The following is a 21798-nucleotide window of genomic DNA, read 5'->3' as shown; positions in this document are numbered from 1 at the left end:
ATTTTTGGAGGATCCATTGTAGCGATGCTCCAAAGTTATCCACAAGCAACAAAAACGTGGAAAAGCTGTGGATAACTTGTGAATAATAGAAAAATCTCTATTTAAATTAATGATTTGAGAGAAATTTCACAAAAAATAGAGAAAAACACCTACATATTCATCAAGATCGATTGACCTTTTGCTCTGCAACAAGGAAAATACTTGGTTTTCCAGGGATCGAACATGAAAAGAACTTACCAACCCTCAGTAACTCGTCGCAAGCGTACACACGGTTTCCGTATTCGTATGAAAACCAAAAGTGGACGCGCAGTTTTAAATGCTCGTCGTGCAAAAGGCCGCAAGCGTTTGGCTGTGTAATTTAGCCATTGAATAGCGCAAGGATTTCTGAACTACTAAAAACACGCCCCAAGACAAGTTTGTATTGGGGTATGTATGTTGCATCCACTCAAGAGGGCGTTAAACCTGACTTGGGGGTTGCAGTAGCAAAGAAGCTAGCCAAAAGAGCGGTTGATCGAAACCGCCTAAAGCGGATGATTCGCGAATTGGTTTGGACGGCTCAAGCCAGCAAGCTAAACAAAGATATTGTGGTTAAGCTCAAAAAACCAATTGGTCGCGAAACTCGAGGCAGACTCAGAAATAAAGAAAAAGAAATTTTGCGCTCTCAAATTTCGGGGCTGCTTTAGGTGCGAGCTTTAAATAATGTGGCAATTAAGTTGGTAAAAATATATCAACTAGCTTTAAGTCCTTATTTAGGTATGCACTGTAAGTATGTGCCGAGCTGTTCGCAATATGCATGTGACTGCTTTGGTCACTACGGATTTATTAAAAGCTTTGGTCTTACGGTGTGGCGTATTTTGCGCTGCAACCCTTTGTCACACGGCGGTTATGATCCTGCTGTAAAAGATACAAAACACCAACTTAAGTGAATATAAATGGACTTTAAAAAAACAATTCTTTGGGCAGTATTCTCGATGTCGGGTCTTATGCTCTACAACAATTGGCAGGTTCATGAGGGCAAACCATCCTTGTTTGGTGGAACTCCAGCTGTTGTTGCTTCATCAAACGATAAGGCGACACCACCCAAGGTTGATACCCCGGCGGCAATAGCAGGCACACCCATTACCCAGGCGCCTAACTCCAAAGCAATAACAGGCGAGAATGCTGAAAAATTTGTTTTGTCTAACGACCTTCTTTCATTGGAGATAAGCTCTGCGGGCGCAAACGTCGTTGGTGCGAAATTATTAAAAGAACTAACCGCAGATCAAAAACCAGTAGAAATTTTCCAACATACACCCACCCACACCTATGTAGCTCGCTCAGGTTTGGTGGCTGTTGGTAATGCAGATTTGCCCAACCACACCAGCACATTTAAGCTTGACCGCTCAGGTAAAGACGAGTCTGGTAGACCGTTTTTGGTTCTTTCCGCCGAGCGTAACGGTGTGAAACTAGAAAAAACATTTCTCCTGAATCCTCAAAGTTACGATGTTTATGTTGGGCATCGGGTTACACAGGTGGCAGCAAATGGAGCTCCACTGAGTTTGTATACAGAGATTGTGCGAGACGGCTCCCAGGAGCAAAAAATTGGACCTTTTGGAGGTGCTTTTTCTGCAAGCACTTTTACTGGGCCAGCAATTTATACCGATGGGGATAAGTTTAAAAAGGTCCCATTTACAGATATAGAGAAAAATAAATTTACTGCACCCGCACAGATATCGGCCGGACAGCCTGGCTGGGTTGCTATGGTTCAACACTACTTCGCTAGTGCATGGATTCCAGATGACAAATTGCCGCGAGATATTTACTCAGGAAAAATCGATAGTGATTTGTACCGAGTCGGAATGCAGACACAATTAGGCGCAATTCCAGCTGGAACCACATTAATCGCTAATGCGCAGTTATTTGTTGGTCCACAAGAAGAGCGCATGTTGGAAACCATAGCACCTGGACTGGAGCTGCTTAAAGACTATGGCTATCTAACTATTCTGGCCAAACCTATTTTTTGGTTGCTGGAGCACATTCACAATATTGCTGGTAACTGGGGCTGGTCTATTATTTTATTAACCATTTTGATCAAACTGGTTTTCTTCCCCTTGTCTGCTGCAAGTTACAAGTCTATGGCTCGCATGAAGGAAGTTCAGCCACGCTTGGCGGCTATGAAGGAGCAGTACAAGGGCGAACCACAAAAACTCAATCAAGCCATGATGGAGATGTATCGCAAGGAAAAGATTAACCCGGTGGGTGGATGTTTACCAGTTGTGATTCAGATCCCCGTGTTTATTTCTTTGTATTGGGTGCTGCTGTCATCAGTTGAGATGCGCGGTGCACCATGGGTTTTGTGGATTCACGACCTCTCAGTGCCTGATCCGTACTACATTCTGCCAGTCGTCATGGCTGTCTCGATGTTTGTGCAAACGAAGTTGAACCCAACGCCTCCAGACCCAATTCAGGCGAAGGTGATGATGTACATGCCGATCGTCTTTTCAATCATGTTCTTCTTTTTTCCTGCCGGTTTGGTGTTGTATTGGGTCACCAACAATATCCTGTCGATTACTCAACAATGGCAGATTAATCGGATTTTTGGAAAAAAGCCCGCTAAGTAGTTTGAGCGCAGCATAACTCGCTTGTAATAAATAAACAGCAATGATGACAAGAAAATTGCCCATCATTGCTGTTGCAACCGCGCCCGGCAAGGCGGGCGTCGGAGTTATTCGCATTAGTGGGAAAAATTTAAGCGCGATGACGAGCGCCCTGTTTCAAAAAAATCTTTCCCCAAGACAAGCAAACTTATTAACACTCTGTGATGAGAATGGCCAAGCCATTGATCAGCTCATTGCAATTTATTTTGTTGGACCAGCCTCTTTTACGGGTGAAGATGTTTTAGAGCTTCAGTGTCATGGTGGACCACAACTTCTTGAGCTAGTGATGAAGCGCTGTCTTGAGTTGGGCAAAGACGAGGGGCTTGTCATTGCGGAGCCTGGCGAATTTACCCTGCGCGCCTATCTCAACAACAAGATTGATTTAACCCAGGCTGAGGCTATTGCAGATTTAATAGACGCGCAAAGCGAGGCAGCTGTTCGCGGTGCAGCGCGTTCTTTGCAGGGTGCTTTTTCTGATGACATTAACAATCTCATTGAAGAAATTACTCAACTCAGAATTTTGGTTGAGTCAACTTTAGATTTCCCAGAAGAAGAAATTGAGTTTCTAGAAAACGCTCAGGCACGCCAGCGCTTAACCGCCGTTAAAGAAAAGTTACAGGCTTTACGTGCTGGCGCTAAGCAGGGAAAAATTTTGCGTGACGGCATTCAGCTAGTGTTGGCTGGAGCACCCAATGTGGGGAAAAGCTCTTTGCTTAATCGCTTGGCCGGTGAAGAGGTGGCCATTGTTACTCCTATTGCTGGGACAACCCGAGACCGGGTTAAAGAAAGCATCACCATTGACGGCGTGCCCATGCACATTATTGATACAGCTGGTCTGCGCGAAACAACTGATGTTGTGGAGGCAAAGGGCATTGAAAGATCCTGGGATGCCATTCGTTTGGCAGACGTAGTGATTTTTTTGACTGATGCTCAGTCGGCCCCCCAACAGGACGACCTAAAAACCCAGATTTTGAGGGAATTACCACCTAAATGCGCTGTGCTTGAGCTTGTGAATAAGGCTGATTTGCTCCAAGAATCATCAAAAACTGCATCCAGTGAAACTTTGCTGATTTCCGCCAAAACTGGAGAGGGAATTGAGGGGCTAAAACAGAAGATTTTGGAGCTTGTGGGCTGGGCTGGACCCCAGGAGGGTGCTATTTTGGCTCGTAGAAGACATTTGGACTGCATAGAGCGTGCGGCCGAACATATTGAAAAATCGGAAGAATTCGCGGCAAATGGCAACAATTCGCTGGAATTATTTGCAGAAGAGCTCTCTTTGGCCCAAAGACGCTTGGGTGAAATTACCGGAAAACTACTTCCAGACGACCTTTTGGGGAAAATCTTCAGCCAGTTCTGTATTGGCAAGTAAAGGGTTTGTGCTGTGTGTAGGTAGGGGTAAAAATTTGCCCAAAATGATAAAATTGTCGGATTAAAAAATTCAACCTTCATAGGGAAACATATGACTTCAACTACTGGCGGCCAGATTAATGTGAATGCGCCTGCTTACGTAAAAAACAAACGTCTAATTGAGTGGGTTGCCGAAGTTGCCGCCTTGACCAAACCAGATGCCATTCGCTGGTGTGATGGTTCTCAGGCTGAGTACGACGAGTTGTGCGAGTTGTTGGTAGGCGCGGGGGTCTTTAAGCGTCTGAACCCGGCCAAACGTAAAAACTCATTTTTAGCATTATCTGATCCTGAAGATGTGGCGCGTGTTGAAGACCGCACCTTTATCTGTTCAGCAAAGAAAGAAGATGCCGGCCCAACCAATAACTGGGTAGAGCCAAGCGAAATGCGCGCAACATTGAACCCATTGTTTGATGGCTGCATGCGCGGTAGAACAATGTATGTAGTGCCATTCTCCATGGGCCCAATCGGTTCACCAATTGCACACATTGGTGTTGAGTTGTCTGATAGCCCTTATGTTGCAATCAATATGAAGCTGATGACCCGCATGGGCAAAGCGGTTATTGATCAGTTGGGCGCCGATGGCGAGTTTGTTCCTTGCATTCATACGGTTGGCAAGCCTCTGGCCGCTGGCGAAAAAGATGTTGCATGGCCTAACAATAAAAACAAATATATTGTTCATTACCCCGAGACTCGTGAGATTTGGTCTTTTGGTTCTGGCTACGGCGGTAACGCATTATTGGGTAAAAAATGCTTTGCATTGCGCATTGCATCCAATATGGGTCGCGATCAAGGTTGGTTGGCTGAGCATATGTTGATCTTAGGCGTAACCTCACCCGAAGGTAAGAAATATCACATCGCAGCTGCATTCCCATCTGCGTGTGGCAAAACCAACTTCTCCATGATGATTCCTCCAAAAGGATTCGAGGGATGGAAAGTTACTACCATTGGTGATGACATTGCTTGGATCAAACCACGCAAAGACCCCGTCACAGGCAAAACCCGTTTGTTTGCAATCAATCCAGAGTCTGGTTACTTCGGTGTGGCTCCTGGAACCAACCGTCAAACCAACCAAAACTGTATTGATTCTTTAAATCAAGATGTGATTTTCACTAACGTTGGTTTGACCGATGATGGTGATGTTTGGTGGGAGGGCTTGACAGAAACTCCGCCGGCGCATTTAATCGACTGGCAAGGCAAGGACTGGACTCCTGCTGATGGAGCCGCTGGTCGCAAAGCCGCACATCCAAATTCACGCTTCACTGTTGCTGCAACCAACAACCCAGCAGTTGATCCAAATTGGGATGATCCAGCAGGCGTTCCTATTGATGCCTTCTTGTTTGGCGGCCGTCGTTCAAATACCGTGCCTTTGGTTAGCGAGGCACGTGATTGGATTGAAGGCGTTTACATGGCTGCAACCTTAGGCTCCGAAACTACCGCAGCCATTACAGGACAAATCGGCGTTGTACGTCGTGATCCATTTGCAATGATTGCGTTTGCTGGTTACAACATGAGCGACTACTTCCAACATTGGCTCAATATTGGCAAGAAGCTCGAAGCTGAAGGCGCAGTATTGCCGAAGATCTACTGTGTGAACTGGTTCCGCAAAGATGAGAATGGCAAGTTTGTATGGCCAGGTTTCGGTGAAAATATGCGCGTTCTTTCTTGGATTTTGAATCGTGCTGAAGGCAAAGCTAGCGGTAAAGAAACGCCGTTCGGCATCACTCCAGAGTACAACGATATGCATTGGGGCGGTTTGGACTATTCGGTAGAGAAGTTCAGCAAAGCTATCACTGTAGGAGTTGATGATTGGAAGAATGAGCTTAAGCTGCACACAGAATTGTTCGAACACCTTGGTGATCGCTTGCCAAAAGAGATGAAAGAAACTCGTTCCAAGATTGAACAACGCTTGAATGCTTAAGCCCCATAAGTTTTTAGTAATATCAAGCGTTTTATCTAGACCTAATCAATGACCAAACCCCAACACCATGAAATAGTGGTGATTGGGGCCGGCATTTGCGGGGCAACCATTGCAAATGAGTTGCTCGAGCGCGGTAGAGCCGTTTGTGTTGTTGACGCCGCGCCTTCCCCAGCCACCGCCTGTTCAAGCCATGCTTATGCCATTGCGCATCCACATATCGGCAAAGGGTCCCCTCGTTTATTGCGCCTAACGCACCTTGCATTTTTACTAGCAGAGGCACGTTGGAAAAATGTGTGGCAGCAACACGGGATATTTCAGCCGACCAAAAAAAATAAAACTTTTGATCGTGCTGCAACAGAAGAGCATCTGCGTTCATTGAATCTTGATGAAGAGATGGCTATTGCCATGGATGCTCAAGAGGCTAAACAGTTTTGCGGAATTGAGCAAAGCGGTGTTTGGTTGCCGCGTGGCGCCGGTTTAAATCTGCATGAAACAAGTAAAGATTTATTACAAGAACATCAGCGATTAACTTATATATGGAATACGCGCATCGCGCGTCTAGAAAAGCTCGGCAATCAGTGGCATTTATTTGATGTCTCAAACAAATTGATTGTGACTGCAAATCAAGTTGTGGTGGCATGCGCCATTGAAGCAAAAGATCTTATGAATAGTATCGGTATTCGGTTGCCCTTAAGGCCTGTGCGTGGTCAGTTGAGTATTTTCACGGTTCGGAAAGATGACCCTTGGATCAAAAAACTACCCCAGGTTGGCATCTCTGGAGATGGATATTGTTTGCCAGCCAAGCAACTTGATGATGGTAGCTATCAATGGATTGTTGGTTCTAGTTTTGATGAGGGTGAGGATGATCTCTCGCCAAGAGAAATCAGTGACGACTTCAATCGTGAGCAAGCTAAGCGCTTAGTAGATTACGAAGAGGGCAATCTTTCTTCATTAATGAAGTCTGGAGATTTTGTTGGTGTGCGTTGTGTGGCTGGAGATCGTTTGCCAATCATCGGCGCGCTTACACAGCGCCCAGGAATATTTTTAGCTACTGCCTTGGGGTCGAGAGGAATTTTGTGGTCCGCTCTAGCGGCTAAGCTGATTGCAGCTCAACTGCTAGAGGATGACTTTGCTTTACTTGCTCGTTTAGGTTTCGCTGCAGACTTAGTCGCCGCACTAGCGCCTGCCCGTTTTTTTGCTGGGGCAGCACCTTCGGCTTTAGGTGCTTTGGCCTCAAATTCAAAACCAATTTTGCCAGCAGAATCTAGCGCTAAATAGGCCTTAAAGCCACGCCCAGTACGGTTTGACTTAAAGTTGGTCAAAAGATCCGTCTTACCCTCTTTCAGCAATTTCTGAACCTGTTCTGGTGACACCTCTTGTTGCAACACCACTTTTCCGGTTTTGAAATCGCATGACTTATTTGGGCCAGTATTGTTTTCGCAAACGTAACGCATTCCATCTTCATATACTGCGCCTGAACATTTTGGACAAACACCTAGCGCTAAACGGCCAGTGAAATCAACCGCTTCAGTTTCATCATCTTGCGTATTACCAAAATCAAATTCGAGCTTGAAGCCTGCGTTCGGATAATCTTTATCGTCTTCCGGAATTTCGCTTAGCTTAATAATCGCTGCAAATGGGCGCCCCATTTTGCTGCGGAAGCCTTGCAGTGGCCCGATAGTTTTTTCTCGCAACAACTCTTCAACTTCAGGGTATTCAAATGCGCGTCCACCAGGTGTTTTGCTGATCGTAAAGCCGCACTTTTCACAGGCAAAACGACGATAGTTTTCTTTTACCGGACCCTTACAGTGAGGGCATGGCGTGGTCATGGTGGCGTAGTCGCCTGGAATGGTATCGCTATCGTATTCTTTAGCGCGCTTGACGATACGTTGAGTCATTTGCGCGATCTCTTGCATGAAAGTATCGCGATTCATCTTGCCCTGCTCGATGAGAGAAAGTTTGTTCTCCCAACTGCCGGTGAGATCTGGGCGGGTTAACTCTTCGACATCTAAGCCGCGCAACAAAGTCATCAATTGGAACGCTTTAGCTGTTGGAATCAACTCACGAGCTTCTCGCACCATGTATTTTTCAGCGAGCAGACCTTCGATAATGGCGGCTCGAGTTGCTGGCGTACCCAATCCCTTTTCGGCCATCGCTTCGCGCATGTCATCATCATCAACCCACTTACCCGCGCTTTCCATTGCGGAGAGCAAGGTTGCTTCTGTGTAGCGTGCTGGAGGCTTGGTTTTCAATGGCACGGCTGCAATAGATTCAGTTTGCACTGCCTCACCCTCTTGAACCGGGACGAGCTCATCGTCTGCTTGATTGGATTTGCCATAAACCGTTAGCCAACCAGGGTTTACAAGCACACGACCTTCGGTTTTAAAGTGGTGTCCGGACGCCTCGGTAATGCGTGTGGTCACGCGGAACTCTGCGGCAGGATAAAACACGGCTAAGAAGCGACGCACAACCAAGTCGTAGAGCTTGGCTTCGGGCTCGCTTAAAGTCTTAGGTGTTTCTAATGTTGGAATGATTGCAAAGTGATCAGAAATTTTAGAGTTATCAAAAATTCGTTTGTTTGGTTTTACCCAACCATAACCAGACTTGACCTTAGGATCCTTCGGGTCACCCTTCAAAATTTGTTTAGCAAAAGCACGATAGTCTTGCGAATACTCGGCAAGGTTTTCCATGGTTTGTTTAACGGTATCGAGGTAGTCTTCGGGAAGCGCTTTTGCGTCGGTACGTGGATAGGTTAATACTTTGTGGCGCTCATACAAAGCCTGTGCAAGACCCAATGTATTTTTTGCAGAGAATCCAAAACGCGCGTTTGCCTCGCGTTGCAAGCTGGTTAAATCAAATAGTTGAGGAGCAAGCTGTGTAGCGGGCTTAGCTTCTTCAGTGACATTTGCTTTTTTGCCTCGGCATGCAGCCACAATACTTTGAGCTGCGGCTTCACTCCATAAGCGGTTCTCGCGCGCATCTGGCTCTGCAACATCCTTTTTAAATTTCGGGTCAAACCAGCGACCTTCGTATACGCCAGCAGCAGCGATAAATTCAGCCTTCACTTCCCAGTAATCTTTAGAGATGAACTTACGAATGAGCTCTTCCCGCTCGACCACAATAGAAAGTGTTGGGGTTTGTACGCGACCCACTGTCGTTAAGAAGAAGCCGCCGCTCTTACTATTAAAGGCAGTCATTGCGCGGGTGCCATTGATGCCGACCAACCAGTCTGCCTCTGAGCGACAACGAGCTGCATCAGCAAGGGGCTTCATATCTTCATCGCTGCGTAAATTGGTAAAACCTTCGCGAATGGCGGCTGGAGTCATCGATTGCAACCATAAGCGCTGAATAGATTGCGACGCCTTTGCGTGTTGCGCAATCAAGCGGAAAATTAATTCCCCCTCACGTCCTGCGTCACAAGCATTAATGAGGGCGGTAACATCTTTGCGCTTAATGAGCTTTTGTAAAACCTTGAGTCGAGACTCAGTTTTTGCAATCGGACGTAAATCAAAATAAGGGGGCACCACTGGCAAGTTGGCGAATGACCATTTGCCACGCTTTACGTCAAATTCTTCGGGGGCGGCAATTTCCAATAAATGGCCAACCGCAGAAGAGATCAGGAATTCATCGCTCTCAAAATAATCTTCATACTTTGTAAAGCCACCCAAGGCCTTAGCAATGTCATTAGCAACAGAAGGCTTCTCTGCAATGATAAGTGCCTTAGGGTGGTCCCCAGCGGTAGTCTTTGGGCTGCTTTTTTTGGTAGTTGCTTTAGTTGCCACGCGTTATGCCTAAATTTGAGCTAGAAATGATGTTTTTTTGGTAAAACGGATGGCCAATTTAAACCAAAATCGGACTTGGCCAATTGCGTACCCTTTTTTATTATTAACCGATAAATTGGGAAAAGTCCAAAAACCGCTATTTTTGGCCACTTTTGGACGGCCCTATACACCCCGGTTTTGGGTTCAAACCCCCTTTAAGTCATTTAAAGACAGTTTTTAATTAAAAACAAAGCTCTTCAAGAACATCATCTGGCCTAAAGGCTAGTTTTGCACCTTGCTGAATAAGTAGATGGCAGCCGGCAGAATTTGCGCTGTGGATGGGCCCAGGAAGGGCAAAAACCTCTCTTCCAAGGTCTGCGGCCAGGCGAGCAGTGATAAGGGAGCCCGACTTTTCAGCCGCCTCTATTACAACGACGCCAAGCGCTAAAGCGGCAATGATGCGATTTCTTCTAGGAAAGTGCCATGCCTTAGGCCCTGACCCCAGAGGGAACTCAGACACCAATACGCCCTGCTGGCTGATGGCCCTAGATAGTTCGATATTTTGCCGGGGGTAGACAACATCTATGCCGGTTCCTAATATTGCCGCAGTGCAGTGATTGGGCCCAAGCCCAATGGCAGACCTATGGGCAGCACTGTCAACCCCTTTTGCTAGGCCAGAAACGATCAAGGCGCCCGCTTTCGATAGCGCTTGGGCAAACAGGCATGCATTTTTTAAACCTTCAGGGCTGGCGTTTCTTGAGCCTACGATCGCAATCATAGGTCTCTTCAGAAGGTGAATGTCCCCATGGATATAAAGAGACCCTGGGGGATCATATAAATCATGGAGGCGATTTGGGTAATGGGGGCTCTGGCAGTTGACTTGGAGAATGGAATTGGGTGTCGGCGAAGTTTGCATAAATCAATTTTGTTCTTTGGGGGAATTGCGGCAATCAGGACAGACTGATAGCTCTGTTGGATAATTCTTATATGGCTTTGTTATCCGTCCTTTGTTACCCAGACCCGCGCTTGCACAAGGTTGCTAAACCAGTGGAGCAAGTGGACGCTCGCATTAAAAAAATTGTCGCCGATATGGCAGACACTATGTATGACGCTCCCGGCGTTGGCTTGGCTGCGACGCAGGTCGATATTCATGAGCGCATTGTGGTGATTGATGTGTCTGATGAACAAAATGAATTGATGGTTTTTATCAACCCAGAAATTGTTTGGGCAAGCTCTGAAACAAAATCTTGGCGCGAAGGTTGTTTATCTGTTCCAGAGTTTTATGACGAAGTCGAGAGGCCATCCGAGATTCGAGTGAAGGCATTGGATGTTGAGGGTAAAGAATTTGAAATAGAGGCCGATGGTTTATTGGCAGTTTGTTTGCAGCACGAGTTAGACCATTTGCAAGGCAAGGTGTTTGTGGAGTATTTATCCATACTCAAAAGAACTCGTATTTCACAAAAAATGAAGAAGCGCGCTAAAGAATTAGTAGGTCAGCGCTAAGCGCACCAATGAAAATTGTCTTTGCTGGAACTCCTGAGTTTGCTGCGCAAGCGATGCGCGCAATTTACGATGCTGGTCATGAAATTGTTTTGGCTTTAACGCAGCCTGATCGCCGTGCCGGCAGAGGTATGCACCTTCAGGCAAGCCCAGTTAAAGAGTTTGCTTTGCAAAAAAATATTCCTGTGCTGCAACCAGAGACATTGCGAATTACCAGCACTGATCCGCAAAAGCAGGCTCAAGCTGCAGCCGCTAATGAGCGTTTATCCTCTATAGACTTTGATGTCATGGTGGTAGTTGCCTATGGTTTGATCTTGCCCCAAGAGGTCTTGGATATTAGCGAGAGAGCGGGAAGACACGGCAGCTTTAATATTCATGCTTCTCTATTGCCCCGTTGGCGTGGTGCAGCGCCAATTCAGCGAGCAATTGAATCTGGCGATCCCAAAACGGGGGTTTGCATTATGCAAATGGATGCTGGTTTGGATACCGGAGACACTGTTTTAGTCGCGGAACTTGAAATTGCTCGTGATGAAACGAGCGCAAGCTTGCATGATCGCTTAGCAGAGCTTGGCTCAAAATCGATAGTAGATGTTTTAAATGCTTTAGAGCAAGACAAAAATTTATCTCGAGTACCCCAAGAAAAAGACGGCATTACTTACGCTGAAAAAATACTGAAGAGTGAGGCTGAGATCGATTGGGCCCTTAGCGCCAAAGAAATCGATCAACGTATTCGGGCCTTTAATCCCTTCCCGGGGGCAAGCAGCAATCTCAATGGACTGGCTGTGAAGTTTTGGGATTCAAGGCTTGCAGACCCTAAGGCTGTCATCGCCACCGGTACTGTAGGCGAGGTCCTTGGGTTTGGTAATAAGGGCGCATATATACAGTGTGGTGAAGGGGTGCTTGAGGTCTTAGAGATGCAAAAACCGGGCGGTAAAAAAATAGATGCCAAAACGTGCTTGCAGCCGATTGGTGTTGGTGAAAAATTGTTGCGCTTTAAAACAAAGGAGTAGAAATGTTTAATTTTGCAAAGACTGCTGTTTTGATGGCAGCAATTACTGCACTCTTTATTGTGGTTGGCGGTATGTTGGGTGGTGAACAGGGCATGTTGATGGCCCTAGTACTGGCCATTGGAATGAATTTTTTCAGTTATTGGTTTTCCGACACCATGGTGTTGAAGATGACTAATGCACAGCAGGTTGATGAAAGATCTGCCCCCCAGTTTTACGGACTCGTTAAAGAGTTGTCGGAGAAGGCTGGCTTGCCGATGCCTAAAGTATTTTTAATTAATGAAGATGCTCCTAATGCTTTCGCAACAGGACGCAATCCAGACAATGCATCGGTTGCCGCAACAACAGGCATTCTGAAAATTCTCTCGAAGCGCGAACTGCGCGGCGTGATGGCACATGAGCTTGCCCACGTTCGCCATCGTGATATTTTGATTTCGACTATCGCCGCCACTATGGCGGGAGCCATTTCAGCATTGGCTAACTTTGCCATGTTCTTTGGTGGGCGCGATTCTGAGGGTAGACCAAACAATCCGATAGCTAGCTTGATGGTGGCAATTTTGGCCCCGATCGCAGCAAGCCTGATTCAAATGAGTATTTCTCGCGCAAGAGAATACGAGGCAGATCGCGGTGGTGCAGAAATAAGCGCTGATCCTGAGGCGCTAGCGCAGGCATTAGAAAAAATTCACAACTACGCACAAGGCATCCCGTTTCAAGCGGTTGAACAACATCCTGAAACAGCGCAGATGATGATTCTCAACCCCTTAAGTGCCGGCGGCCTTGCGCAACTATTTTCAACCCATCCACCTACTGAAGAGCGGGTGGCACGCTTAATGAGCATGGCTAAAAACGGGGTATATCCCGGAGTAAATTAATTTGACTGATCAAAAAACACCACGCAGTCTCCCGCTCTCGGAAGCAATCACGATTGCCGCACAAGCGGTCAGCGAGGTCATGAGCGGAAGATCGCTTACAGAGGTTCTGGATCAACTGGAGGCCCATGAGCGCCCGATCGTGCAGAGCCTGAGTTTTGATGCGCTCCGCAAATGGGTACGCTCCCATGAATTCATTAAGCAATTTATTCCAAAGACTCCGCCTCTTGAGGTGGATCATTTGCTCAGCGTTGCGATTGCCTTATTTTTGCAAGATCCAGCCGAGAGCAAGGGCTATCCAGCTCATACGATTGTGGATCAGGCAGTGAAAGCCTGTGGCGAATATGACGAAACCATGTATGCCAAAGGTTTAGTGAATGCGGTATTACGCAAGGTAAGCCTTGTAGTGCAGCCGCCAGAGGGCGAGAAGCATTTTCCGCCCGATCCAATTCCAATGTACGTACCTGCTTGGTGGCGAGCAAACCTCAAGCGCAATTACTCTAAAGCATGGCAATCGATTTTGTTTCAACAAGCCAAGCGTGCACCATTAATTCTGCGTGTAAATCAAAAGCAATATACGCGTGAGCAATATCGATCCTTATTATCCGAGGCTGGCATTTCATCAAAACCAATAGATACATTGGCTGGGGTTCAATTGCCCGCCGCTCTCTTGTTGCCTGAGGCAGTTCCCGTATCGGACTTGCCTGGTTTTTATACTGGCGCTGTGTCTGTGCAAGACGCAGGTGCACAGCTGGCTGCGATCTTATTAAATCCCCAGGCGGGAGAGTTAGTGTTGGATGCCTGTGCGGCTCCCGGTGGAAAAACGGCGCATCTATTGGAGCTTGCAGATTGTTCAATGCGCGCTTTAGAGCTAGACGGTGAGCGCATTGGAAAAATTGGCGGCAACCTAGACCGACTTCGTTTGCAGTCTGACAAAGTCCGCGTGTTACGCGGCGATGCTTCCAAGGCGGCTTGGTGGGATGGCGTTCTTTTTGACAAAATTCTTCTTGATGCACCCTGCTCAGCTTCTGGAATAGTGTCGCGACATCCTGATATTTCATTTTTAAGGCGTGAAGCAGATATCAGGGCTTTGCAAGAAAGGCAGCGAGCCATTTTGAATCAGGCGTGGAAGATGCTCCAAGTGGAGGGCACCCTTTTGTACGTCACTTGCTCAATATTTCCAGAGGAGGGCGAGGAGCAGGCTTTTTGGTTTGCTGAGCAGCACTCCAATGCGGTACGATTAGCCGCTCCGGGCCAGATTTTGCCTGGTGAGCTAAACGACGGTTTTTACTATGCTTTGTTTAAGAAAAATGGGCCATGAGCCGAAGAATTAAACAATTCCTCTTTTTGTTCTTGATGGTGTTGGGTATTTTTTCAACCACCGTTAGCGCCGAAGGAATCAAGATCAAATCCTTTGAGTTGGAGAAGGTGGATAACGACTGGCTTCTCAATGCAGCTTTTCAGATCGAGCTATCTCCCGGACTGGAAGACGCAGTACAAAAAGGCGTCGTCCTCTATTTCCAAACGGAGTTTGATTTAATGCGATCGCGTTGGTATTGGTTTGATGAAAAGTCTGTGCTTGTGCAAAGGCAGACGCGGCTTTCTTATCAGCCATTGACACAGCAGTACCGAATTGCTTCAGAGGGCTTTACCTTTTCTGCCAAAACTATGTCTGAGGCATTGCAGGCGGTGGGGAGTATTGGTGGGTGGCGAGTCATTGACGGCACTCAACTAGATTCCAGTAAATCGTATACGGCCAGCATGCGAATGAGCTTAGATCTCAGTAAGCTACCAAAACCATTTCAAGTAAACGCACTCAATAACCGCGAATGGAATGTATCAAGCGATTGGTATCGCTTCCTATTTTCTCCTAATGGCCCTAATTTAATTAAGCGATGAGATCGATAGCAGCCATGCTAGACCCGGGCTTTTTTACATCCAAGGCTTGGAGTAAAAAAATAATTCCAATCACGATAGGCGTGATTGGCGCCTTTGCTTTATTACTTTTAGTTTTATTGGCGATTGCCTCATCCAATACAGAATTTTTTGATAATTACTTCATTTGGCTCTATGCCGCGAATGTAGTGATTGGGGTTTGCTTAACTCTGGTTATTTTGATTTTGGTGGCTGTTATCGCCGTGCGATGGTATCGCGGGCACTTTGGCACGCGCTTGATTGCAAAGTTAGCAATGATTTTTGCTTTAGTCGGAATTGTTCCGGGCTTAATTTTGTATGGCGTTTCATTACAGTTTGTGTCGCGTAGTATTGAGACTTGGTTTGACGTCAAAGTGGAGACAGCCCTGAACTCGGGCTTAGAGTTGGGGCGCGTTACTTTGCGAGTGGCCCAAGAAGAAATTTTGGGCGAGGGTAATTTCATCGCCGAGCAGATTGTCCAAGTTCCATCGGGCACAACTACTGAGCAGGTAGCTGCATCAGTAATGAAAATTCGCAATCAATTTGGCATTCAAGAGGTTAGTCTCTTCAATATGCAGCGCAATTTGATTTTCACTAGCGAGCTAAAGCCTAAAAAATACTTTCCTGCGCCCAGCGCCGATGTGATTGCAGAAGCATTTAGCAAGAAAGGAGTGACCTTTTTAGACCAAATTGAAGTAGAAGGTGGCCAACGCGGTTATCGAGTCAGGGCAATTGTTCCCGTTATAAGAAAAAAATTGATTCACAACAAATTAGAATCTGGCAAAGAGATCGAAGACAAATATTTTTTACAACTAGTGCGCTATATACCTACCCCGTTGGCAAAAAACATTTTTGCTGTGGAGTCTGCATACAGTGAATATCAAGAAAAAGCGTTGGGGCGTACCGGCCTTCGCAAGATGTTTGTGGGAACCTTAACCCTTACCCTTTTCTTTGCAGTATTTGTGGCCATTACTTTGGCTTTGATGTTGGGTAGGCAGCTTGCACGCCCCCTTCTAATGCTTCTGAGAGGCACCCAGGCAGTTGCACAGGGAGATTTATCTCCCAAGCCTGAGCTCGATACTGGCGATGAACTTGGCATGCTTACACGGCAATTTAATGTCATGACTAGGCAGTTGGCCGACACCCGAACTTCTTTGCAAGAATCCAAAGCATTCTTAGAGCGCGTATTGGGAAGCCTCACGGCAGGCGTATGCATTTTTGATAAAAACTACAACGTTGTTTCTAGCAATGCGGGCGCAGATCGTATTTTTGGTCAAGACCTTACCCTACTCGATGGAAAGCCCCTCGGCAGCAGACCAGCTCTATTGGAGTTTGAGGGGGCAATCAAAGAAGGCTTTTCTACTATGAAGCTCGCAGTCCTGGGCGAGGGAGATGTAGAACAAAAGACCGCGCCGACTAATGCGCCGGTGTGGCAAAAACAAATTCAACTACACACTACAAATGAATTTGAAAATGAATTGGGGGTAACTCTGTTTGTGCGCGGTACAGAGCTGACTGGCGATTTACGTATGGTTGTTTTTGATGACATTACTGATGTGGTGAGCGCACAAAGATCTATCGCTTGGAGTGAAGTTGCTAGACGTCTTGCTCATGAAATTAAAAACCCTCTAACGCCCATTCAGCTCTCTGCGGAAAGATTGCAGCATAAGCTTGCGGGTAAGCTGAGCCAAGAGCAAGAGGAAATGATTAATCGCAGCACCGAAACCATCATTGGTCAGGTACAAGCCATGAAAGAAATGGTGAATGACTTTAGGGATTTTGCGAAGACGCCAACTCCACAACTCAAGCCTGTTTCCATCAACACGCTCACCTCAGAAATTTTGGGTCTATACGAGGGCAGTCCATTGCGCACTCAGTTAGATCCTCATTGCCCAGAGATCATGGGGGATCCCACACAACTAAGACAGGTAATCCATAACTTGCTACAAAATGCTCAAGATGCCACTCTTGAGGGGCCTCGCCCCAATAGTCCGGTAGAGGTTAAGACAGAATTAGTCCCTTATGGCGAACACAATGGCGTAGCTCAAAATGCTGTGCGATTAACAATAAGTGATAGTGGGGTTGGATTTCCAGCTAAGATATTGGCAAGAGCCTTTGAGCCTTACGTAACAACAAAGAGCAAAGGCACAGGTCTGGGTTTGGCAGTAGTTAAGAAAATTATTGATGATCACTCGGCCAAAATTGAAATTCGGAACCGTATGCAGGGTGAAGAAGTGGTTGGTGCGAAAGTGTCAATATTGTTTATGAATCTAGCAAAAGAGGCAGCATAAGCATGGCTAGTATTTTGGTTGTTGATGACGAGATGGGAATTCGTGAGCTTCTCAATGAGATTCTCACGGATGAAGGCCATACTGTGTACGCTGCAGAAAGCGCTGTACAGGCACGCACTATTCGCGAACAAATGCGCCCCGATTTAGTCTTATTAGATATTTGGATGCCCGATACCGATGGTATTACCTTATTAAAGGAGTGGTCCAATACTGGCCAGCTCACGATGCCAGTAGTAATGATGTCTGGGCACGCAACGATTGACACTGCAGTTGAGGCCACGCGTATTGGCGCACTCAATTTTTTAGAAAAACCGATTGCTCTACAAAAGCTTTTAAAGACGGTTAGTAAAGCCCTGGAGAGCTCTCCTAAATATGTAGAGCCAGAACAGGTTAGAGCCGTTCAGTCGAGTGCTAGCTCCGTTATCGCACCAAAGCAAACAACAACCGAGTTGGTTGCCCCACCTACTGAGGGTGAATACATCAGTGGAATTGCAAAAACGTACTTTGATCTTCCTTTGAGGGAGGCAAGAGATTTGTTTGAGAAGGCGTATTTTGAACATCAAATGCAAATCATGGGCGGCAGTATGACCAAGATTTCAGAGTACACAGGTCTAGAGCGAACCCATTTGTACCGCAAACTGAAGGCCTTGGGAATAGATACCTCACGCAATAAGGGCGAGAGCTAGGTGACCGCCTAATAAGGGCAAGTACCACAAAACCTAGAAATCACGGGGTACTAAGCAAATTTGAGGATGATCCAACCCAATTCGTTATAATTCCAAGTCTTGGCCTGGTAGCTCAGTCGGTAGAGCAGAGGATTGAAAAAATCCTGTGCGACGGCAAACCCTTATGATATATGGCTCTGAGAGCTACGGCCTTTTTTCGGTGCGACACATAGTGCGACACGCTCTCAAGAATTCCAACAGTAAAAAATAATTTCTTAAGCTGTTCTAAAGTAGTCTTACTGGCTTAGAAAACCACCGCCTGCTTATGCGATGTCGTTTTAAACGACATTAAACGAGGGTGGAATTAGAAATGCGTTGTATTTTTATCCCACATTAGAGGAAGTATTATTTTCTATGCTATCTTTGTAACAAATGGGTTGAGACTACTCGGCCGGCGTTGAGCTCCTAAGACAACTTAGGGGCTCTTCTGCTTTTTGGGCTAAGGAAAAACTTTTCTACCATTCCCATTGATAACACCATGATGTCCAGCAAAGAACTTGTCCTCAAGTATTTCATAAGCCCTATTAGGTTGATCAGGCTTTAAAACAGAAAGCCCAATGGGTCGAGCCACAAGGTCTGCAATTTGTAGCCCCTCGGAATTCGACTTTTTATCAGCAAAGAAGATGTTGAAATTGTAAGATTTGCTCGAACGATTTGAACCACCGCAAATCCTTCTAAATGCTAGCTCTAGTTCGTTATCTTCCCTTTTGCCTCGAGCTTCACAAATAACATGGATAGGATTATCTAGCTCCTCCTTGATTCTTAAAAAAGAGTAGAGGCGCTCTAAACCAAATTGAAGGGCTAAATGGTATGGATGTTCAGGCCTACTATATTTTTCTTGATGCTTGTATTTGTCAATTACGACAGCAATCAATGTGAAATCAAAGGATTCAATTAAACCAGTGAGTGAGTTAAGAAAAGACTCTCTTCGCTCTTTATTCAACTGAGAAAATATTCCACGCTTTCTTCTAATATCACTTTCATGAAGAATGACTAAGTCATGCCCAAAAGTATTGAGCTTTAGCTTCTTAATCTCAGGAACTACTTGTTCGGCGTAATGCTCTTTATGAAAAATGCAAAAGCATAGAACAAATACTGGGTAGTCGGCATCTATAGATAAAAGGCTGTGATCTCCACTTTCATCAACAAATACTATGTAATCACTATGGGGCATCTACGCATCTTCTCAGGTTTATCTGAATTCATCAATCTTGCATGAGTGACTGGAATAAATGCCTTACTTGATTTAAGTAGTTGGGCCTATACCCAAATTCTTTGCTAATATTTGCATACCCCGCAAACGGCTGGAGCGAGTCTTACTTTAATGTGAGCTTTCCAGATTGCCCTGCGGGGTTTTCTTTTTATTAATTTTGATCCCGTATTCTTGCGCTGTCTTTTAAAACGACAGCTAAGGAGTGGGTGGGGCGCTGGTCAGGTCCGAAGCAATCCAGACGACTTCAGGCTATTAACCTGACGAGGGTGCATCTCCCTCCACCGGCCAGCGCCCCATAGAAGTGAGCCTCATAACAATAATAATTTTATTAAGGGGTTGGCTCATCAGGTGAGACTCATTAGAAAGTATTGGCTCCAACACGACTATCTACGCTGTTGGAGTATGGGAAGGCGACTCGCTTCCCGCCAAATTCATACAAATAACTTGGTGTCGCCAGCACGACTATTGACACTGCTAGCTTAAGGTTGAAGGTGACACAGCTCGCTTCAACGACACACTTAATTCTGCCACTCTTACCAGTTAGTGGCAAATCACTTTTAATTAAAACTTATAACCTAGTCCAACTAGCAAGTTATATGCATTGGCGTTAGTAGTCATGGTTGAGGTGACTGTATAGCCTGCAACAGTTCCACTAGAGTTAGATGTCTGATTGCCATAGCTCATGTAATTGAACTCTCCAAATCCATATAAACCACCTTGGATGATTTGCTTATAGCCCAATCCCAATGAGTAGCCTGAGTAGTTCGTGTTAGTTGAGCTTGATCCAAAAGTATCTTTAATAGTTGCGCCTGTATAACCCACCTTGCCATAGAGCAATCCATCTTTACCAATTGGGGTAGCTGGAGATAAGAAGATGTTGTATGAATTCTCTTTGTTATATTGACCATTACCTAGTGATGTTCCAAGAACGCTGCCTGAGTAGTTAGCCTTTTGTCCTGCAATTGGAGAATACTCAGCGCCAAGTCCAAGCAAGAAGTCTTTGGTGATTTCTGCCATATAGCCCACTGTCACAACACCAGTAAAGCCATTGGAATTGCTGATTGAAGTATTGATTGGGGCAGTACCTACGCCGACTACAGTCACATTGCTATTAGAAAAACTCGGAGCAACACTTTCATAGCCGACGCCAACTTGACCATAGAACCCTTCGAATGATTGAGCATTAGCAGTGCCAATAGTTAGTGCAGACATTGCACTCACTGTATAGATAGCCAGTCGTTTCATATAAACCCCTTAGTTAGTAATAAGAGGTTTCATTGTTGATATGAGCCAGAGTCATCCCATGAGACTATGCTTATAGAAAATGAAATTATTAAATTAATGTGGTTTTTCTGGGATTGCCATGGATCGAACCGAGCGTTTTTATAAGATTCAACAACTCTTAAGTGATCGGCAAATGGTCACAACTGAGCAATTTTTAAAAGAGTTAGAAATATCAAGAGCTACCTTTAGGCGTGACTTGGAATACATGCGTGATCGTCTTGGCGCGCCGATTGAGTGGGACGCTGATCTTGGCGGTTATGTTCTCAAAAGTATTCCCGGCAAAGTAAGCACAGCACTGCCCGGCCTTTGGCTCAATGAAATTGAGATTCATGCATTGTTGTCAGTGATTGAGTTGCTAAAAGGTATTGAACCCGAGGGACTGCTTGGCTCACAAATCAATCCGATTCGAGAGCGTTTAGAGCGATTACTTGAGAAAGGCGACTATTCAGCTAAAGAAGTTTCAAAAAGAATTCGTGTGGCATCGCTAGCTAAGCGGGTTACTTCTACCAAGTTCTTTCAATTGGTTGCCCATGCCCTGCTAGCTAGAAAGCGTTTACATATCAAACACTATGGCAGGCAAGATGGAAAAGTAACTGAGCGAGAAGTTTCGCCGCAGCGTTTGGTGTATTACAAAGACAATTGGTATTTAGATGCTTTTTGTCATAGCAAGGATGAACTGAGAACATTTTCATTAGATGCGATGGAAGAAGTGCAAGCATTAGATAAGCCTGCAGTGTCTATTGAAGAGGTGGATTTAAAGGCTGAGCTGGAATCAGGTTATGGAATCTTTGCAGGCACTAAACATCAAATAGCCAAGTTGAAATTTAGCCCCTTTAAAGCAAGGTGGGTGTCAAAAGAAGTTTGGCATCCCGATCAAAAAGGTGAAGCGCAAGAAGATGGATCATATCTTTTAAGCATTCCTTATAGCGATGAGCGAGAGTTACTATTAGATATTCTCAGGCAAGGCTCTGAAGTAGAGGTTATATCGCCCCCAGCATTACGCAATAAGGTAAAGACTGAGCTGGATAAGGCAATGAATTTATATCATTAGGAGCTAATGAAGTATCTACCTGATATGAAGTTTTATGATGTGCAAGGCATCCCAGTGAGCACTACTGGAGCATCAACTAGCGTCATCTATCCTTGCGCTGCATGGGATGTATTGCCCCCAAGAGAATTTGATCCCTATGAGGCTTGGGGCAAAGGTGTCAAAATTACTAAAGAACAATTTGAAGAGATTGTAAAGCGAATTCATCAACCAAAGGGCGTATGA

19 protein-coding genes and 1 pseudogene are annotated in these 21798 nt (G+C 45.7%); 16 read left to right on the top strand and 4 right to left on the bottom strand.

Annotated elements, in window-relative coordinates; translation table 11 throughout:
- Nucleotides 1-222: 222 nt before the first annotated feature.
- From rpmH to mnmC, 7 genes and pseudogenes are all read left to right on the top strand, one after another.
- Nucleotides 223-357, top strand: coding sequence for a 50S ribosomal protein L34 (rpmH, locus tag C2755_RS10365; protein ID WP_011903922.1), 135 nt, complete (start codon nucleotides 223-225; stop codon nucleotides 355-357).
- An 8-nt stretch (nucleotides 358-365) separates the two neighbouring features.
- Nucleotides 366-683 (top strand): ribonuclease P protein component, encoded by a 318-nt coding sequence (rnpA, locus tag C2755_RS10360; RefSeq protein ID WP_251368482.1) that lies wholly within the window; start codon nucleotides 366-368, stop codon nucleotides 681-683.
- Nucleotides 684-926 carry a membrane protein insertion efficiency factor YidD gene (gene yidD, locus C2755_RS10355; protein ID WP_215321241.1) on the top strand — a complete coding sequence of 81 codons (243 nt, stop codon included), beginning with the start codon at nucleotides 684-686 and terminating at the stop codon, nucleotides 924-926. It abuts the gene before it with no gap.
- Nucleotides 927-932: 6 nt separating this feature from the next.
- Nucleotides 933-2600, top strand: coding sequence for a membrane protein insertase YidC (gene yidC, locus C2755_RS10350; RefSeq protein WP_215321240.1), 1668 nt, complete (start codon nucleotides 933-935; stop codon nucleotides 2598-2600).
- A gap of 43 nt (nucleotides 2601-2643) precedes the next feature.
- The gene (mnmE, locus tag C2755_RS10345) at nucleotides 2644-4005 is read left to right on the top strand and encodes a tRNA uridine-5-carboxymethylaminomethyl(34) synthesis GTPase MnmE (RefSeq protein ID WP_215322377.1); all 1362 of its coding nucleotides are present in this window, start codon (nucleotides 2644-2646) and stop codon (nucleotides 4003-4005) included.
- 90 nt (nucleotides 4006-4095) lie between these two features.
- Complete coding sequence (locus C2755_RS10340) at nucleotides 4096-5961, top strand: phosphoenolpyruvate carboxykinase (GTP) (protein ID WP_215321239.1); 1866 nt, start codon at nucleotides 4096-4098, stop codon at nucleotides 5959-5961.
- A gap of 48 nt (nucleotides 5962-6009) precedes the next feature.
- Nucleotides 6010-7098: pseudogene (gene mnmC / locus C2755_RS10410) on the top strand (FAD-dependent 5-carboxymethylaminomethyl-2-thiouridine(34) oxidoreductase MnmC); the annotation flags it as partial.
- Here the strand turns inward: mnmC and C2755_RS10335 are convergent.
- Together C2755_RS10335 and dprA are read right to left on the bottom strand one after the other, a co-directional pair.
- On the bottom strand, nucleotides 7071-9743 hold the full coding sequence (locus C2755_RS10335) for a DNA topoisomerase III (RefSeq protein ID WP_215321238.1): 2673 nt from the start codon (nucleotides 9741-9743) through the stop codon (nucleotides 7071-7073). The pseudogene mnmC and the gene C2755_RS10335 overlap by 28 nt on opposite strands.
- A 220-nt stretch (nucleotides 9744-9963) precedes the next feature.
- Complete coding sequence (gene dprA / locus C2755_RS10330) at nucleotides 9964-10638, bottom strand: DNA-processing protein DprA (RefSeq protein WP_215321237.1); 675 nt, start codon at nucleotides 10636-10638, stop codon at nucleotides 9964-9966.
- Nucleotides 10639-10709: 71 nt separating this feature from the next.
- On the opposite strand from dprA, the gene def reads away from it, so the two are divergent.
- The 7 genes from def to C2755_RS10295 are packed head-to-tail and all read left to right on the top strand — an operon-like array spanning nucleotide 10710 to nucleotide 17989.
- Nucleotides 10710-11225, top strand: a complete 516-nt coding sequence (def, locus tag C2755_RS10325; RefSeq protein ID WP_215321236.1) for a peptide deformylase — start codon at nucleotides 10710-10712, stop codon at nucleotides 11223-11225.
- Between the two features lie 8 nt (nucleotides 11226-11233).
- Nucleotides 11234-12232, top strand: coding sequence for a methionyl-tRNA formyltransferase (fmt, locus tag C2755_RS10320; RefSeq protein WP_215321235.1), 999 nt, complete (start codon nucleotides 11234-11236; stop codon nucleotides 12230-12232).
- A 2-nt stretch (nucleotides 12233-12234) separates the two neighbouring features.
- Entirely contained in the window at nucleotides 12235-13101 is an 867-nt protein-coding gene (gene htpX, locus C2755_RS10315; RefSeq protein WP_215321234.1) for a zinc metalloprotease HtpX, read from the top strand.
- Nucleotide 13102: 1 nt separating this feature from the next.
- On the top strand, nucleotides 13103-14419 hold the full coding sequence (rsmB, locus tag C2755_RS10310; protein WP_215321233.1) for a 16S rRNA (cytosine(967)-C(5))-methyltransferase RsmB: 1317 nt from the start codon (nucleotides 13103-13105) through the stop codon (nucleotides 14417-14419).
- A complete protein-coding gene (locus tag C2755_RS10305) occupies nucleotides 14416-14997 on the top strand; it encodes a DUF4390 domain-containing protein (RefSeq protein ID WP_251368481.1) in 582 nt (193 codons plus the stop codon). Before rsmB ends, C2755_RS10305 begins: the two co-directional genes overlap by 4 nt.
- Nucleotides 14994-17303 carry an ATP-binding protein gene (locus C2755_RS10300; RefSeq protein WP_215321232.1) on the top strand — a complete coding sequence of 770 codons (2310 nt, stop codon included), beginning with the start codon at nucleotides 14994-14996 and terminating at the stop codon, nucleotides 17301-17303. Before C2755_RS10305 ends, C2755_RS10300 begins: the two co-directional genes overlap by 4 nt.
- 2 nt (nucleotides 17304-17305) lie before the next feature.
- Nucleotides 17306-17989: a response regulator gene (locus C2755_RS10295; RefSeq protein WP_215321231.1), complete on the top strand. Its 684-nt coding sequence runs from the start codon at nucleotides 17306-17308 to the stop codon at nucleotides 17987-17989.
- A gap of 478 nt (nucleotides 17990-18467) precedes the next feature.
- Here the strand turns inward: C2755_RS10295 and C2755_RS10290 are convergent, their stop codons facing one another.
- A complete protein-coding gene (locus C2755_RS10290) occupies nucleotides 18468-19202 on the bottom strand; it encodes a DUF3800 domain-containing protein (RefSeq protein ID WP_071539886.1) in 735 nt (244 codons plus the stop codon).
- A gap of 600 nt (nucleotides 19203-19802) precedes the next feature.
- Nucleotides 19803-20486 (bottom strand): outer membrane beta-barrel protein, encoded by a 684-nt coding sequence (locus tag C2755_RS10285; RefSeq protein WP_215321230.1) that lies wholly within the window; start codon nucleotides 20484-20486, stop codon nucleotides 19803-19805.
- Nucleotides 20487-20604: 118 nt separating this feature from the next.
- On the opposite strand from C2755_RS10285, the gene C2755_RS10280 reads away from it, so the two are divergent.
- Together C2755_RS10280 and C2755_RS10275 are read left to right on the top strand one after the other, a co-directional pair.
- Nucleotides 20605-21576: a YafY family protein gene (locus C2755_RS10280; RefSeq protein WP_215321229.1), complete on the top strand. Its 972-nt coding sequence runs from the start codon at nucleotides 20605-20607 to the stop codon at nucleotides 21574-21576.
- Nucleotides 21577-21582: 6 nt separating this feature from the next.
- Nucleotides 21583-21798, top strand: a complete 216-nt coding sequence (locus tag C2755_RS10275; protein ID WP_215321228.1) for a hypothetical protein — start codon at nucleotides 21583-21585, stop codon at nucleotides 21796-21798.

Source organism: Polynucleobacter sp. MWH-S4W17, from assembly GCF_018687535.1.
GTDB lineage: Bacteria > Pseudomonadota > Gammaproteobacteria > Burkholderiales > Burkholderiaceae > Polynucleobacter.
The sequence above is the reverse complement of the archived record's forward strand: the minus strand, read 5'-3'. Positions and strand labels throughout refer to the sequence as shown.